Source organism: Pseudomonas sp., assembly GCF_049653025.1.
GTDB lineage: Bacteria > Pseudomonadota > Gammaproteobacteria > Pseudomonadales > Pseudomonadaceae > Aquipseudomonas.
In genome coordinates, this window is record NZ_JBASFM010000005.1 from 14603 (window position 1) to 30516 (window position 15914).

Here is a 15914-nt window from a genome sequence, read left to right on the forward strand (position 1 = left end):
CACCCATCACTGGCCGGATCAGGCGTCCAGCAACTCGGCGGCGGTTTCCAGGATGTTTTCGACGGTGAAGCCGAACTCCTCGAACAGCGCCGGGGCCGGGGCGGACTCACCGAAGGTGGTCATGCCGATGATGCGGCCTTCCAGACCGACGTACTTGTACCAGTAGTCGGCATGCGAGGCCTCGATGGCAATACGCGCGCCCACTTGCACCGGCAGCACGGCCTGCTTGTAGCCGGCATCCTGCTGGTCGAACACGCTGGTGGACGGCATCGAGACCACACGCACCTTGCGGCCTTGCTCGCTGAGTTTCTCAAACGCGGCGACAGCCAGGCCGATTTCCGAACCGGTGGCGATCAGGATCAGCTCCGGCTCGCCGGCGCAGTCCTTCAATACATAACCGCCGCGGGCGACATCAGCCAGCTGCTGAGCGCTGCGCGACTGGTGCGGCAGGTTCTGCCGGCTGAAGATCAGCGCTGACGGGCCGTCGTTACGCTCGATCGCGTATTTCCAAGCCACCGCCGATTCCACGGCGTCACATGGGCGCCAGGTGTCGAGGTTCGGCGTGCCACGCAGGCTGGCCAGTTGCTCGATTGGCTGGTGGGTCGGGCCGTCTTCACCGAGGCCGATGGAGTCGTGGGTAAACACGAACAGCACGCGCTGTTTCATCAGCGAGGCCATGCGCACGGCGTTGCGCGCGTATTCCATAAAGATCAGGAAGGTCGCGCCGTACGGCACGAAGCCGCCATGCAGGGCCACGCCGTTCATGATCGCGCTCATGCCGAACTCGCGCACGCCGTAGAACATATAGTTGCCGGAAGCATCCTCAGCGGACACGCCCTTGCAGCCTTTCCACAGGGTCAGGTTGGATCCGGCGAGATCCGCCGAGCCACCGAGGAATTCCGGCAGCAATGGGCCGAAGGCGTTCAGTGCGTTCTGGCTGGCCTTGCGGCTGGCGATGGTTTCGCCCTTCTCGGCGACTTCCTGGATATAGGCAGCAGCTTTGGCAGCGAAATCGGCCGGCAGCTCACCGCTGATGCGACGCTTGAACTCGCTGGCCAGCTCCGGGTAAGCGGCGGCGTAGGCGGCGAAACGCTGATCCCACTCGGCTTCGGCGGCGGCACCGGCTTGCTTGGCGTCCCACTCGGCATAGATGTCGGCCGGGATTTCGAACGGGCCATGGTTCCAGCCCAGGGTGGCGCGGGTCAGGGCGATTTCGTCATTACCCAGCGGCGCGCCGTGGCACTCTTCCTTGCCCTGCTTGTTCGGCGAACCGAAGCCGATGGTGGTCTTGCAGCAGATCAGGGTCGGCTGCGCGCTCTTGCGGGCGGTCTCGATAGCGGTCTTGATCTCGTCGGCATCGTGACCGTCGACATTGCGGATCACCTGCCAGCCGTAGGCTTCGAAGCGCTTCGGCGTGTCGTCGGTGAACCAGCCTTCAACTTCGCCGTCGATGGAGATGCCGTTGTCATCGTAGAACGCGATCAGTTTGCCCAGACCGAGGGTGCCGGCCAGCGAGCAGACTTCATGGCTGATGCCTTCCATCATGCAACCATCGCCAAGGAAGGCGTAGGTGAAGTGGTCGACGATCGGGTGGCCGTCGCGGTTGAACTGCGCGCCCAGCACTTTCTCCGCCAGGGCAAAACCCACGGCGTTGGCGATGCCCTGACCGAGCGGGCCGGTGGTGGTTTCCACGCCAGGGGTATAACCATATTCCGGGTGGCCTGGGGTGCGGCTGTGCAGCTGGCGGAAGTTTTTCAGGTCTTCGATGCCCAGGTCGTAACCAGTCAGGTGCAGCAGCGAGTAGATCAGCATCGAACCGTGGCCGTTGGACAGCACAAAGCGGTCACGGTCAGCGAATTTCGGGTTGCTTGGGTTGTGCTTGAGGAAGTCACGCCACAGCACTTCGGCGATATCCGCCATACCCATTGGGGCACCCGGGTGGCCGCTGTTGGCTTTCTGCACGGCATCCATGCTCAGGGCACGAATGGCATTGGCTCGCTCACGACGGCTGGGCATCACTGAATCTCCTACGGGCTGCTATTGGCAACTGGGGGTCGAAAAAGGCGGCTATTTTCGCCCAGCGGGCCGGTCGGGGCAATGACAGATAGTCGTAAGCCCGCGCTTTTCTGGCTTTAGCGCCCAGCAATACCAATATCAAAACTTTTTGATATTGGTATTGCTGGATGAAAAATGACCGACTAGACTGCCCAGCCTATGAATATGCGCGCCGCCCACCTAGCGTTCGAGCCGGTCGATGCCCTTGCTGCCCTGTGCAAGGCCAGCGGCGATTCACTGCGCCTGAATATCCTGCGCGCGCTGGCCAACGACTCGTTCGGCGTACTGGAACTGGCGCAGATCTTCGCCACCGGCCAGTCGGGCATCAGCCATCACCTCAAGGTCTTAGCGCAAGCCGGACTGGTGGCGACACGCCGCGAAGGCAATGCGATTTTCTACCGCCGCGCCCTGGCGCAGAGTGAGCAACTGGGCAGCCGCCTGCACAATGCGCTGCTTGAGGAAGTCGACGGCTTGCAACTGCCCGCCGAGGTGCAAGGGCGGATTGCCGAGGTACATAGCCAGCGCGCCGCCGCCAGCCAGGAGTTCTTCGCCCGCACGGCGGCGAGCTTTCAGGCCCAGCAGGACCTGATCGCCGGCCTGCCGCAATACCGCGACAGCGTGCTGGCCCTGCTCGACTCCCTGGATTTTGCCGCCACGGCCACGGCCCTGGAAATCGGCCCTGGCGACGGCGGCTTCTTGCCCGAACTGGCGCGCCGCTTCGCTCAGGTCACAGCGCTGGACAACAGCTCGGCCATGCTCGAACTGGCGCGCATGCGCTGCGCGCAGGACGGCCTGGGTAATGTGGCCCTACAGCTGGCCGACGCCCTGCATGACGACTACCCGGCCGCCGACTGCGTGGTACTGAATATGGTGCTGCACCATTTTGCCGCCCCGGCCGAGGCCCTCAAGCAGCTGGCCCAGCGCCTCAAGCCCGGCGGCAGCCTGTTGATCACCGAACTGTGCAGCCATAACCAGAGCTGGGCGCGCGAAGCCTGCGGTGACCTCTGGCTCGGCTTCGAACAAGACGACCTGGCCCGCTGGGCCAGCGCCGCCGAACTCACCCCGTGTGAAAGCCTCTACGTGGGCCTGCGCAACGGCTTCCAGATTCAGGTTCGGCACTTTGCCAAGCCTTCAGCCACTATCGGCCTGCGGGCCCCAGTTACCGGCCAACAATAGGAAAGCTATCGATGAGCGAATATTCACTGTTTACCTCTGAGTCCGTGTCCGAAGGCCATCCGGACAAGATCGCCGACCAGATTTCCGATGCCGTCCTCGACGCCATCATCGCCCAGGACAAACACGCCCGCGTGGCCGTGGAAACCCTGGTCAAGACCGGCGTGGCCATCGTTGCCGGCGAAGTCACCACCAGCGCCTGGGTCGACCTGGAGCAGATCGTTCGCGACGTCATCTGTGACATCGGCTACACCAGCTCCGACGTCGGCTTCGACGGTGCCACCTGCGGCGTGATGAACATCATTGGCAAGCAGTCCCCGGACATCAACCAGGGCGTCGACCGCGCCAAGCCGGAAGACCAGGGTGCCGGCGACCAGGGCCTGATGTTCGGCTACGCCAGCAACGAAACCGACGTACTGATGCCGGCACCGATCACCTTCTCCCACCAGCTGGTGCAGCGTCAGGCCGAAGTACGCAAGTCCGGCCTGCTGCCATGGCTGCGCCCAGACGCCAAGAGCCAGGTCACCTGCCAGTACGAAAACGGCAAGGTGGTCGGCATCGACGCCGTGGTGCTGTCGACCCAGCACAACCCGGAAGTCTCGCTGGCCGACCTGCGCGAAGCGGTGATGGAGCTGATCATCAAGCACGCCCTGCCGGCCGAACTGCTGCACAAGGACACCCAGTACCACATCAACCCGACCGGCAACTTCGTGATCGGTGGCCCGGTGGGCGACTGTGGCCTCACCGGGCGCAAGATCATCGTCGACTCCTACGGCGGCATGGCCCGTCACGGCGGTGGCGCGTTCTCCGGCAAGGACCCATCCAAGGTTGACCGTTCGGCTGCCTACGCCGGCCGCTACGTGGCCAAGAACATCGTCGCCGCTGGCCTGGCCGAACGCTGCGAGATCCAGGTGTCCTACGCCATCGGCGTGGCCCAGCCAACCTCGATCTCGATCAACACCTTCGGCACCCACAAGATCGCCGAAGACAAGATCATCAAGCTGGTGCGCGAGGTGTTCGACCTGCGTCCGTACGCCATCACCAAGATGCTCGACCTGCTGCACCCGATGTACCAGGAAACCGCGGCCTACGGCCACTTCGGCCGCACCCCGCAGCAGAAGACGGTCGGCGACGACAGCTTCACTACCTTCACCTGGGAAAAGACCGACAAGGTCGCCGACCTGCGCGCCGCCGCCGGTTTCTAAGCAACACCCAAAGCCCCGCTCGGCTGGTCCGGCGGGGCTTTTTTGTGGCCGAAGGTTTCACTCTCCAGCCCTCTGCACCCCGAATCCACGCCCCGACGCCAACACAGACGAGTCAGCGACCAGCCCGCCCCCCTGCAAACAAGCGGCGGTCTGACCATTCCGCGCCTGGAACGCCTGGTGCTCAAGACCAAGGTTAGACCGCCCATCAACGCCCCCGGCCCTGCGGCCTTTCATCTATTGAGCTGCTGGCAACCCGTACCCGGTTGCCAGCGCCAATTTCTCGCTCGGCTGACCTGGCTCAGTGGCCCCAAGGCCCTGAACATGCCCAATATCAGTCGCCAGACCTGGCAGCCCCTGGTTGAAACAGGACGAATCAAAGGTTTGCTCGATTGGCTGCCCCTTGAAGCCACGGAGCTTGCTAACATTGCCGGCTTCGGTGAACGCAGCAGTGCGCGCCTGCTCAACAGCCTGCACAACGCCAGACGGCAACCGTTCGAACGCTGGTTACGGGCCCAGCGGCAACGCCAATCTGGCGGGCCCCTGGCAGAGGCTGGCGAGCAAAAACACCGAACAGTGACAAGCCGAAGCAGGGATCGGCCACGGACGGGCCACCCAATTGAGTGCTTTTTTCGTGACCCGCAGGTGCTGGCCTTGAGTGCAGAATTACGTGCCGCCGGCATCGACGGTTTTGAGTGATCTTTCTATCTACGCTGTGTTGAACCACAGGCGGAGAATCGGTTCAAAAAGCCCATTCGCAGGCACAGCTGACAGCGACCGTTTTCCTTCGGAGCCTTTATGAAACGTCTTGCACCGCTCGCTCTTCTCAGCCTTTTCAGCCTGATGGCAACCCCCTTGATGGCCGCCGAGGAAACGCCCGGGCTGACCGGCTGCGCCGCCAAGCGCTAGGCCATCAGCACCCAGACCGAACAGGCCAAGACCCATGGCAACAGCGAACAACAGGCGGGACTGGAAAAGGCCATGAAAAAAGGCGATTCCGAGAAGATCAACAAGCGCAAGGACAAGCTCGCCGAGTCACGCAAGGAGCTGCAGCAAGCGCTGGACGAGCCGGACAAGTGAACCCTTGGCAATGGAGCCCTGTCGATGGCCGTGCCCCGGCCAGAAATGGGCGCCACAGACAGTGAATCAGTGGTCGCGAAACTCTTTATGGCAAGCACTGCACGCGTCTTCGACCTTCTGCACCGAAAGCTCCAGGTCAGCGGCCTTCAGGGGATGTACTCGGCTGGCGACAACCAACGCGCCGGGGCGGCCTCAAGGTTACGGGCCAATTCCTGGAAACGCGCCTGCTTGCGCCAAACATCGTCCGTGGCGCTGGTGTGATCTTCTTCCTTGACCTCGAGAACGTGCTTCCAGGGTTCATGGGACAAGCTGTCGAGCTTGACCGCACCTTCGGCGAAAAGCGGGCCATCGAAGGCGATACGCCCACGCAACATGCCGCCCAGGTCTTCACCGGTCTTGAGCATTTGTTTGAAGATCGCCTTGCGTTGCCCCAGGGGCGCGTTCGGGTCCACGCTGCCACAAGCGGTCAGCGTCAGGCAGGCCAGCAATACCACAGCACATCGTTTAAAAGCCATGGTGGCTTCAGCTCACGGAAAACGGCGGCCAGTATCCCCGCCTACCCGGCAAAGACCAATAGCCCTATCAATAATATGGGTAGTCTGCGCGCGCCAAGCACACGGGCCACCTCCAAAGGAACAACTCGATGCACCTGAGTTTCATGAGCTGGCACCGCCTCGGCTGGAGCTTGCCCTTCGTCGCCCTGCTGGCCGGCTGTGATGGCGGGGACAACAGCAAACCCCAGCCAGCACCCGAGCCTCCCAAGCCCCACGCCATGGCCACTTACACCAGCGCGTCCTGGGACAGCCTGCCCAGCGTTGCCGACAATGACCTGCTGGCGGGTTTCGGTTCCTGGCGCAGCGCCTGCACTCGGCTGAAAGCCGATCCGATCTGGGGCGCCACCTGCGCCGCAGCGGCCAACGTGCCGCAAACCGCGGACGCGGTACGCGGGTTCCTGAAGGATCAGTTGCAGGTCTATGGCCTGCGCTCGGCCGACGGCAACAGCAACGGCTTGATCACCGGCTACTACGAGCCGGTCTACCCGGGCAGCCTGAAGCAGACCAAGGTGGCCAATGTGCCGGTCTATGGCGTGCCGGATGACATGATCATCGTCGCCCTCGACAGGCTCTATCCGGAGCTCAAGGGCAAGCGCCTGCGCGGGCGCCTGGAAGGCCGCGTACTGAAACCCTATGACGACGCCGCAACCATCGAGAACAACGGGGTCAAGGCCCCGATCATTGCCTGGCTGACCGACCCCATGGACCTGCAATTCCTGCAGATCCAGGGCTCGGGGCGGATCCAACTGGCCGACGGCCGCCAACTGCGCATTGGCTATGCCGACCAGAACGGCCATCCGTACCGGCCCATCGGCCGCTGGCTAGTGGAGCAGGGAGAGCTGACCAAGGAAGAAGTGACCATGGGCACCATCGCCGCCTGGGCCAAGGCCCATCCGGAGCGGATTCCCGAGCTGCTGGGCAGCAACCCGAGCTACGTCTTTTTCAACCGCAACCCCGACAGCAACGAAGGCCCCCGCGGCTCGCTCAACGTCCCGCTGACCGCTGGTTACAGCGTGGCAGTGGATCGCAAGGTCATCCCCCTGGGCAGCCTGCTGTGGCTGTCCACCACCCGGCCCGACGGCAGCAGCCTGGTACGCCCGGTTGCCGCCCAGGACACCGGCGGCGCGATCACCGGGGAAGTACGCGCGGACCTGTTCTGGGGCACCGGCGACGCTGCCGGGCAGCTGGCCGGCGACATGAAGCAGCAAGGCCAGATCTGGATGCTCTGGCCCAAGGGTGCAGCGCTGCCCAAGGCCCCGGAAGTCACCGATAAACCCTGACCCCGTAGGAACCGGCTCGCCGGCGATAGCGCTCGCAAGACCGCCTTCGCTTGGAAGCCGGCCCTAACCAGGGCAGGCGTTAAATCGAGACGAAGAAGAAGCTGGCAATCAGCGCCATACCGACCGCCCACACCAACGAGCGCAGGATCGCCCAGTCCGCCAGGCAGCAAATGATGTAAAGCAGGCGACTGGTGATAAACAGCACCGCCAGGACGTTGATGGTCACCAATTCGGCGTTGCCTGCCACACGGGCAATGAGCACCGCTGCGGCAAACGCCGGGGGCACTTCAAAACTGTTGAGCTGCGCCGAATGGGCGCGCTTGGCAAAACCATCCAGGGTTTCCAGAAAGGCCCGCGGGGTCATGGTTCTGCCGCGCGCCGAACTTGCCACCGCTGAACTTGGCCACACCGGTGCGCAGGCTAAGAGCCGCCGCCGGCCTGTAAGCCCAAATCAGCTGCAATAAAAAATGGCCGGGAGCCATTTTTAACGTCGCACAGCGACGACCCGAAGGGTGGCCACCAGGGATGGCAGGCCATAAAAAACCCGCTACGGCGGGTTTTTTATGGCTGTTTTAATGGTGGGCTCACTGCACTACGGCACGAACCAATAGGCCTTATTGTCGAAGGGCTGCCCTGGCGGCAGGCCAGGATTGGCAATCCGCAGCATGCGGCGCTTATGCAGGTTAAACCGCTGGATCACTTCGCCATACTCCTCGGTAAACAAGCGATCGAGCGTGCCGTCGGCAATCAGCGCGAGCATGCCCGCCTCGACCCGCTGCGCATGGCGGCTGCCTTCGTCGGTGCGCGGAAACCAGAAGTACACCGGCAACGGGTAATACAGCAGCAATCCGTCCTCGATGGCCATCTGCGGGTATTTCTTGCGCCAATGCGCCAACTCTCCACCCACCTCGGTCACCCCGCGACCAAAGGCGTCGAAGCGCCGCAGCATCAGCATATGAAACAACCCCTCATAGCTGCTACCGCTGATCACTGGCAGCCCGGCCGCTTGATACACCGCCACATCGGACCATTCACGCTGCTGGCCAAAACGGAACTGGCGCAACTGCTCAAGCGACTGCACATCGGCAAAGCGCGGCTGATCCTCGGCCTGGATGAGGAACACGCGAAAACCGAGCAAGCCCTTGTCGATGGGGATCTTTACCGGCTGCAAGGCCTCCTCCAGGGCCAGCGTGGCGTCCAGCACCAGGGTATTGAGCCCGCCTTGCGGCCGCTGCATCTCGATCACCTGCAGCTTCTCGCTCATGGGCTCGCCGGGCTCCAGCCGATAATCGCCGTACTTGCCCCGGGTAACCTCCAGGGCCGCACGCAATACGCGCCAGTGATAGTCGTAGCGCTGGTCGTCGGCGGTCTCCGGCGCGTTGTGGACAAACCGCCACTGCGCCGCCTCATCATCAGCCGCGGCCACCACGTCAAACGGCGCAAGGCCGGCGACAAGCAGACAGCATCCAAACCACCGCAGCAGAGGTAAACCCATTGCCATAACCGCTACCCCCCCAAGCAAAGGTCAGGACTGACCCATCAAGCATAGCTGCTACGCTGGATAAACCGCTCCCGAGCAAGGACGCTCAGCATGCACGCCGCGACCGCTCTTTTGCTTACCGCCCTGGCCATCGATGCCTGGGCGGTCCCCTGCCCCGACTGGTCCACGCAGCGCGCCAGCACAGAAATGGCCGCCCTGGCCAAGCAGCTCGCCAAATGGGACGACGCCTATCACCGCCAGGGCGAAGCGCTGGTCGCCGATGAGCTCTACGACCAAGCCAGCGCCAACCTGCAACGCTGGCGTGCCTGCTTCCCCAGCGCCGCACCACCAACGAGCAACCCGCTGGCCAGCAGCGCCGGCCACCTGGCACACCCAACCGCACACACCGGGCTACGCAAACTGGCGGACAGCAGCGCCGTGCGTGCCTGGATCGACAACCGTACAGACCTGTGGATTCAACCCAAGGTCGATGGCGTAGCCGTCAGCCTGGTCTACCGCGACGGCCAGCTGCAGCAGGTGATCAGCCGCGGCGATGGTCGCAACGGTCAGGACTGGACGGCCAATGCCCGTCGCCTGCCGGCCATTCCCGCACAGCTGCCCAGCCCAGAGAACCTGACCCTGCAAGGCGAGCTGTACTGGCGGCGACCCGCCCATATACAGAGCCAGGCCGGCAGCCAGGGCGCACGCAGCAAGGTCGCCGGGCTGATGGCGCGCAAGGCGCTCGACGCCGACAGCGCAGCCGGCATCGGCCTGTTTGTCTGGGACTGGCCCGACGGCCCGGCGCAGATGCCACAGCGCCTGCAACGCCTGGATGAATTGGGTTTCAGCGACAGCCTGGGCTTCACTCAAGCAATTACCGACCTGAGCGCCGCTACGCATTGGCGCGAACACTGGTACCGCAGCGCCTTACCGTTTGCCAGCGATGGCGTGGTGCTGCGCCAGGGCCAGCGCCCGGCTGCCGCACGCTGGCAAGCCGAACCGCCGCACTGGGCGGTCGCCTGGAAATATCCGGTCAGCCAGGCGCTGGCCGTGGTGCAGGCGGTGGATTTCCGGATTGGCCGCAGCGGCCGCATCACCCCAGTGCTGCGCGTGCAGCCGGTAAAACTGGATGATCGACGCGTCGAATATGTCAGCGCCGGCTCGCTGCAACGCTGGCAGGCCCTGGATATCCGCCCCGGCGACCAGGTAGTGATCCGCCTCTCCGGGCTGACCATCCCCAGCCTGGACAGCGTGCTCTGGCGCACCCAGCAACGCGTCGAACTGCAAGTGCCCGACGCCAGTGCCTTCAATGCCCTGAGCTGCTGGCGCGCCACCCCGCCCTGCGCCAGCCAGTTCCGCGCGCGCCTGGCCTGGCTCAGTGGCAAGCAGGGCCTGGCCTTGCCCGGCGTGGGCCCGGGGACTTGGGAGAAGCTGGTGCAAGCACGGCAACTCGACAGCCTGCTCGACTGGCTGGACCTGTCGACGGAACAGCTCAGCGCCATTCCCGGCCTAGGCCCGCGCAGCGCCAGCAACCTGCAACAGAGTTTCGCCCTGGCCCGCCAACGGCCGCTGCATGACTGGCTACGCGCCCTCGGCATCCCCGCCGACGAGGCGCTGCCACGCGATGCCAACTGGGAACAACTGGCGCAACGCAGCGCGGCAGACTGGCAACGCAACTCTGGTGTAGGCCCGCAGCGGGCCGCGCAACTTCAGGCGTTCTTTCAACACCCGGAGGTACAAGCCCTGCGCGAACAACTGCGCACGGCACAGATCGCCGGTTTCTGAAAGCAGTTAGAACGCGCGGAACTCCTCGTGACAGGCCTTGCAGCTGTCCTCGACACGCTGCATCGGCGCGCTCAGCGCCTCGGCCTGTAACGGCCGCGCGACGGTGGCGGTCACCAGTGCCGCAGTACTGGCCTCCATCGCGCGTGCCAGTTCCTGGAAACGCGCCTGGCGCTGCCATACCTCATCCTTGGCGCGGCTTTCACCACCCTCTTCCTTGACCTGCGGAAAGTGCTGCCACGGCGTGCGCGTCAGCTGATCGAGCTCGGCTGCACCTTGCACAAAGCGCTGCTCCTTGAAAGCCACCCGCCCGCGCAACATGCCGCCGAGGTCTTCGCTGACCTTGAGCATCTGCTTGAAGATGGTCTGCCGCTGGCCTTGCGGCGAATTGGGATCGACCCCGCCACAGGCGCTCAGGGCCAGAGCGAGAACCAGCAGCGACAGACTTTTAAGCTTCATAACACCTTCAACGCCAGCAACAGGGGAATGCAACGGGCGACAGTATCGCCACCCGCTGTCCAGCGGCCAAGCGTGGTGTGTTGCCGCAGCGTCAGGCTGAAACCACAAACAGGCTGACAATCAGGCCCATACCAACACCCCACACCAGCGAACGCACTGCAGCCCAGTCGGCCAGGTAGCAGATGAAGTAGAGGATGCGGCTGGCGACAAAGGCCATGGCCAGTTGATCGAGCAGCGCCTGCTCGGCACCGCCGGCCAGGTGGGCGATGATCACCGCGGCGGAAAACGCCGGGGTGACTTCGAAGCTGTTGAGCTGGGCATTGTTGGCGCGCCGGCCGACGCCGCTCAGGCCATTCAGAAACGCGCGCGGGTCATAGTTATGCTTGGGGCTGAAACCACCGCTGACGGCCTTGGCCGTGGCGGTCGACAAGTAAGGCAGAAACAGGGCAATCAACACACACCAGTAAGCAATCGTCATAGCAGCTCCAGAGGCAGGGATAGTGAGGCTTGCAGCCTGCCTCAGGCGCAGTGCAAAGACCATGACTGAACTGGCCAGAACCCACGGCGCAACAGCCAATTCGCCCGACAGAAAGCCTTGGGCTTATGCGCCAGGCTGGCTATACTTCGCCAGCTTCACGCGACCGGCACAGCTCCAGTCGCTCCCGCCACCTGTCCGAGGGGCGCTGCAGCAAGCGGTAAATCTGTTTTGAATCCCAAAGCCCAGCATTCCAGCAATGCAATCGGGCGCATTCAAACCAGACTTCCGCCTGTCAGGCTCGGATGGGGCGTTAACCATACGCATCAACGGCGCCCATTCGCAGACAACGAATGGAGAGCTTTTTATGAGCGCCGCTTTTAACGATTACAAAGTCGCCGACATGTCCCTGGCTGCCTGGGGCCGCCGCGAAACCATCATCGCCGAATCCGAAATGCCCGCCCTGATGGGTCTGCGCCGCAAATACGCCGGCGAGCAGCCGCTCAAGGGCGCAAAAATCATCGGCTGCATCCACATGACCATCCAGACTGCCGTGCTGATCGAAACCCTGACCGCCCTGGGTGCCGAAGTACGCTGGTCGTCGTGCAACATCTTCTCCACCCAGGATCAGGCCGCTGCCGCTATCGCCGCCGCCGGCATCCCGGTATTCGCCTGGAAGGGTGAGACCGAAGAAGAGTACGAGTGGTGCATCGAGCAGACCATTCTGAAAGATGGCCAGCCGTGGGACGCCAACATGATCCTCGACGACGGCGGCGACCTGACCGAGATCCTGCACAAGAAATACCCGCAGATGCTCGCGCGCATCCACGGCGTGACCGAAGAGACCACCACCGGCGTGCACCGCCTGCTGGACATGCTGGCCAAGGGCGAACTGAAGATCCCGGCCATCAACGTCAATGACTCGGTAACCAAGAGCAAGAACGACAACAAATACGGCTGCCGTCACAGCCTCAACGACGCGATCAAGCGCGGCACCGACCACCTGCTGTCCGGCAAGCAAGCGCTGGTTATCGGCTACGGCGACGTGGGCAAGGGCTCGGCACAGTCGCTGCGTCAGGAAGGCATGATCGTCAAGGTCACCGAAGTCGACCCGATCTGCGCCATGCAGGCCTGCATGGACGGTTTTGAGGTTGTCTCGCCGTTTATCGATGGCATCAACGATGGCACTGCCGCCAGCATCGACACCCTGCTGCTGGGCAAGATCGACCTGATCGTCACCACCACCGGTAACGTCAACGTCTGCGACGCCAACATGCTCAAGGCTCTGAAAAAGCGCGCCGTGGTCTGCAACATCGGTCACTTCGACAACGAAATCGACACCGCTTTCATGCGCAAGAACTGGGCGTGGGAAGAAGTGAAGCCGCAGGTGCACAAGATCCACCGCACCGGCGCTGGCGCGTTCGACGCGCAGAACGACGACTACCTGATCCTGCTGGCCGAAGGCCGCCTGGTGAACCTGGGCAACGCCACGGGCCACCCAAGCCGGATCATGGACGGTTCGTTCGCCAACCAGGTGCTGGCGCAGATATTCCTGTTCGGCCAGAAGTACGCCGACCTGAGCCCAGCGCAGAAGGCCGAGCGCCTGACCGTGGAAGTGCTGCCGAAGAAGCTCGACGAAGAAGTGGCCCTGGAAATGGTCCGTGGCTTCGGCGGCGTGGTGACTCAGCTGACCCCGAAGCAAGCCGAGTACATCGGTGTGCCGCAGGAAGGCCCGTTCAAGCCACACGCTTATCGCTACTGATGCGTAGGGTGGGTTGGCCGCGCGGCCGACCCATCAAGAACCCTGGTGGGTTAGCCTGCGGCTGACCCACCCTACGGAATGTCCTTATGTCTCAAGAACGCCGTTACAGCTTCGAGTTCTTCCCCACCAAGACCGAAGCCGGGCACGAAAAACTGATGAATGTGGCGCGCCAACTGGCCGGCTACAACCCCGATTTCTTCTCCTGCACCTACGGTGCCGGTGGCTCCACCCGCGACCGCACGCTGAACACCGTGCTGCAGCTGAATAACGATGTTGGTGTGAGCACTGCGCCGCACCTGTCCTGCGTCGGAGATTCCAAGGCCGAACTGCGCGAGTTGCTCAACCTGTACCAGAACGCCGGGATTAAGCGCATCGTCGCCCTGCGCGGTGACCTGCCGTCCGGCATGGGCATGGCCAGCGGCGAACTGCGTTACGCCAATGAACTGGTCGAGTTCATCCGCGAAGAAACCGGCGACCACTTCCATATCGAAGTCGCTGCCTACCCGGAGATGCACCCGCAGGCGCGCAACTTCGAAGACGATATCGCCAACTTCGTACGCAAGGCCAAGGCCGGCGCCGACAGCGCGATCACCCAGTACTTCTTCAACGCCGACTGCTACTTCTACTTCGTCGAGCGCGTGCGCAAGCTGGGCGTGGATATTCCGGTGGTGCCGGGCATCATGCCGATCACCAACTACAGCAAGCTGGCGCGTTTCTCCGATGCCTGCGGCGCGGAGATTCCACGCTGGGTGCGCAAGCAACTGGAAGCTTACGGTGACGATACCGACAGCATCCAGGCGTATGGCGAGCAGGTCATCACTGAAATGTGCGAACGCCTGCTGCAAGGCGGTGCCCCGGGTTTGCACTTCTACAGCATGAACCAGGCCGAACCGAGCCTGGCGATCTGGAACAACCTCAAGCTGCCGCGCTGAATCCAGCCACGCAGCCGCCGTCGCGCCCCGCACCAGGGGCCGCGACGCAGGTTTCCCACCCTGCTCCAACCCACCACTGCCGACGCAGCGACCTAAACTTCTGCAACGGACTGCCGCGCCAACGCACAGGCCAAGCCTGCCCGCTTCGCGCATACTTCAGCCAGCGCATGGCCATGTACGGCTTGCGCAGTCTTACCCCCCATGGAGCGTCGTAATGGCCGCACGAAAAAAGACCAATGCCTCCGTCACCCCCAAAGGCAGCCTGGAAACCCTGTCCCAGCGCGAAGTTCAGCAGCTGCGTGAAACCGGCTCCGGCAGCGTCTATGCACTGTTCCGCCAGTGCGCCCTGGCGATCCTCAACACCGGCTCGCACAGCGATAACGCCAAGACCATTCTGGAAGCCTACCCGGACTTCGAAATTCGCATCCTGCAGCAGGATCGCGGCATTCGCCTGGAGCTGTTTAACGCCCCCGCCGATGCCTTTGTCGACGGCGAAATGATCGCCAGCACCCGCGAGATGCTGTTCAGCGCCCTGCGCGACATCGTCTACACGCAGAGCGAGCTGGAAAACCAGCGCATCGATTTCGGCAGCTCGCAGGGCATCACCGATTACGTCTTCCACCTGCTGCGCAACGCCCGCACCTTGCGCGCCGGCGTGGAACCGAAGATCGTGGTGTGCTGGGGCGGCCATTCGATCAGCACCGAAGAATACAAATACACCAAGACCGTCGGCCATGAACTGGGCCTGCGCGGCCTGGACATCTGCACCGGCTGCGGCCCCGGCGTGATGAAAGGGCCGATGAAAGGCGCGACCATCTCCCATGCCAAACAGCGCAATCACAGCGGCCGTTACCTGGGGCTGACCGAGCCAGGGATCATCGCCGCCGAAGCGCCGAACCCGATCGTCAATGAGCTGGTGATCCTGCCGGATATCGAAAAGCGCCTGGAAGCCTTCGTTCGCGTCGGCCACGGCATCATCATCTTCCCCGGCGGTGCCGGCACCGCCGAAGAACTGCTGTACCTGCTCGGCATCCTCCTGCACCCGGACAACCAGCACGTGCCGTTCCCGCTGATCATGACCGGGCCGAAAAGCTCGACCCACTACTTTCAGCAGCTCTGCGAGTTTATCGGCACCACTCTGGGCGAGGCCGCGCAGCAGCGCTGCAAGGTCATCATCAATGACCCGAGCCAGGTCGCGCGGGAGATGGCGGAAGGGATCAAGGCGGTCAAACAGTTCCGCCGCGAACACAACGATGCCTTCCACTTCAACTGGCTGCTGAAGATCGACGAGAGCTTCCAGCACCCCTTCGAGCCGACCCACGCCAACATGGCCAGCCTCAAGCTGACCCGCCAGCAACCGGTGCACGAGCTGGCAGCCAACCTGCGCCGGGCGTTCTCCGGGATTGTCGCCGGTAACGTCAAGGACAAGGGCATCCGTCTGATCGAGGAGCACGGCCCCTACGAGATCACCGGCGACCAGGACATCATGCAGCCGCTGGATCAGCTGCTGCAGGCATTCGTCGACCAGCACCGGATGAAACTGCCGGGCAACAGCGCCTACGTACCCTGCTACAAGCTGGTCACCTGACCCGTGCAACCCGCGCCGTTAGCCACCTGGCAACGGCGCGGCGACCACCGAGCAGGCGGACGCTCGCACAGACTAGCGGCTCTGTTATACTC

Annotated in this window: 11 protein-coding genes, 4 pseudogenes and 1 riboswitch; of the genes and pseudogenes, 9 read left to right on the forward strand and 6 right to left on the reverse strand. The window is 63.3% G+C overall.

Annotated features, from left to right (window positions below; translation table 11 throughout):
- Positions 1–18: 18 nt before the first annotated feature.
- Positions 19–2016 (reverse strand): transketolase, encoded by a 1998-nt coding sequence (tkt, locus tag WBK23_RS01995; RefSeq protein WP_424482319.1) that lies wholly within the window; start codon positions 2014–2016, stop codon positions 19–21.
- Positions 2017–2214: 198 nt separating this feature from the next.
- Here tkt and WBK23_RS02000 point away from each other — a divergent pair, with 198 nt between their 5' ends.
- The 4 genes and pseudogenes from WBK23_RS02000 (at position 2215) to WBK23_RS02015 (ending at position 5510) form a co-directional block, all read left to right on the forward strand.
- The gene (locus tag WBK23_RS02000) at positions 2215–3231 is read left to right on the forward strand and encodes an ArsR/SmtB family transcription factor (protein WP_424482320.1); all 1017 of its coding nucleotides are present in this window, start codon (positions 2215–2217) and stop codon (positions 3229–3231) included.
- Between the two features lie 11 nt (positions 3232–3242).
- A complete protein-coding gene (gene metK, locus WBK23_RS02005) occupies positions 3243–4433 on the forward strand; it encodes a methionine adenosyltransferase (RefSeq protein ID WP_424482321.1) in 1191 nt (396 codons plus the stop codon).
- A gap of 147 nt (positions 4434–4580) precedes the next feature.
- Positions 4581–5129: pseudogene (locus tag WBK23_RS02010) on the forward strand (NAD-dependent DNA ligase LigB); the annotation flags it as partial.
- A 99-nt stretch (positions 5130–5228) separates the two neighbouring features.
- Positions 5229–5510 (forward strand): annotated as a pseudogene (locus WBK23_RS02015) (DUF1090 family protein).
- A 66-nt stretch (positions 5511–5576) separates the two neighbouring features.
- Here the strand turns inward: WBK23_RS02015 and WBK23_RS02020 are convergent.
- Positions 5577–6025 (reverse strand): annotated as a pseudogene (locus WBK23_RS02020) (c-type cytochrome).
- A gap of 128 nt (positions 6026–6153) precedes the next feature.
- On the opposite strand from WBK23_RS02020, the gene WBK23_RS02025 reads away from it, so the two are divergent.
- Positions 6154–7344, forward strand: a complete 1191-nt coding sequence (locus WBK23_RS02025; protein WP_424482322.1) for a murein transglycosylase A — start codon at positions 6154–6156, stop codon at positions 7342–7344.
- Between the two features lie 79 nt (positions 7345–7423).
- Here the strand turns inward: WBK23_RS02025 and WBK23_RS02030 are convergent.
- A pseudogene (locus WBK23_RS02030) lies at positions 7424–7805 on the reverse strand (MAPEG family protein).
- Positions 7806–7936: 131 nt separating this feature from the next.
- The gene (locus WBK23_RS02035) at positions 7937–8770 is read right to left on the reverse strand and encodes a hypothetical protein (RefSeq protein WP_424482323.1); all 834 of its coding nucleotides are present in this window, start codon (positions 8768–8770) and stop codon (positions 7937–7939) included.
- Positions 8771–8935: 165 nt separating this feature from the next.
- On the opposite strand from WBK23_RS02035, the gene ligB reads away from it, so the two are divergent.
- Complete coding sequence (gene ligB / locus WBK23_RS02040; RefSeq protein WP_424482324.1) at positions 8936–10609, forward strand: NAD-dependent DNA ligase LigB; 1674 nt, start codon at positions 8936–8938, stop codon at positions 10607–10609.
- Between the two features lie 6 nt (positions 10610–10615).
- Here ligB and WBK23_RS02045 read toward each other — a convergent pair whose 3' ends face one another.
- Positions 10616–11065 (reverse strand): c-type cytochrome, encoded by a 450-nt coding sequence (locus WBK23_RS02045; RefSeq protein WP_424482325.1) that lies wholly within the window; start codon positions 11063–11065, stop codon positions 10616–10618.
- A gap of 91 nt (positions 11066–11156) precedes the next feature.
- Positions 11157–11543, reverse strand: coding sequence for an MAPEG family protein (locus tag WBK23_RS02050; RefSeq protein WP_424482326.1), 387 nt, complete (start codon positions 11541–11543; stop codon positions 11157–11159).
- Positions 11544–11734: 191 nt separating this feature from the next.
- Positions 11735–11885, forward strand: a riboswitch (S-adenosyl-L-homocysteine riboswitch).
- A 22-nt stretch (positions 11886–11907) separates the two neighbouring features.
- Between WBK23_RS02050 and ahcY the strand changes: the two genes are divergently transcribed.
- From ahcY to ppnN, 3 genes are all read left to right on the forward strand, one after another.
- Complete coding sequence (gene ahcY / locus WBK23_RS02055) at positions 11908–13302, forward strand: adenosylhomocysteinase (protein ID WP_424482327.1); 1395 nt, start codon at positions 11908–11910, stop codon at positions 13300–13302.
- 86 nt (positions 13303–13388) lie between these two features.
- Positions 13389–14234: a methylenetetrahydrofolate reductase [NAD(P)H] gene (metF, locus tag WBK23_RS02060; protein ID WP_424482328.1), complete on the forward strand. Its 846-nt coding sequence runs from the start codon at positions 13389–13391 to the stop codon at positions 14232–14234.
- A gap of 214 nt (positions 14235–14448) precedes the next feature.
- Positions 14449–15822 carry a nucleotide 5'-monophosphate nucleosidase PpnN gene (ppnN, locus tag WBK23_RS02065; protein ID WP_424482329.1) on the forward strand — a complete coding sequence of 458 codons (1374 nt, stop codon included), beginning with the start codon at positions 14449–14451 and terminating at the stop codon, positions 15820–15822.
- Positions 15823–15914: the final 92 nt, after the last annotated feature.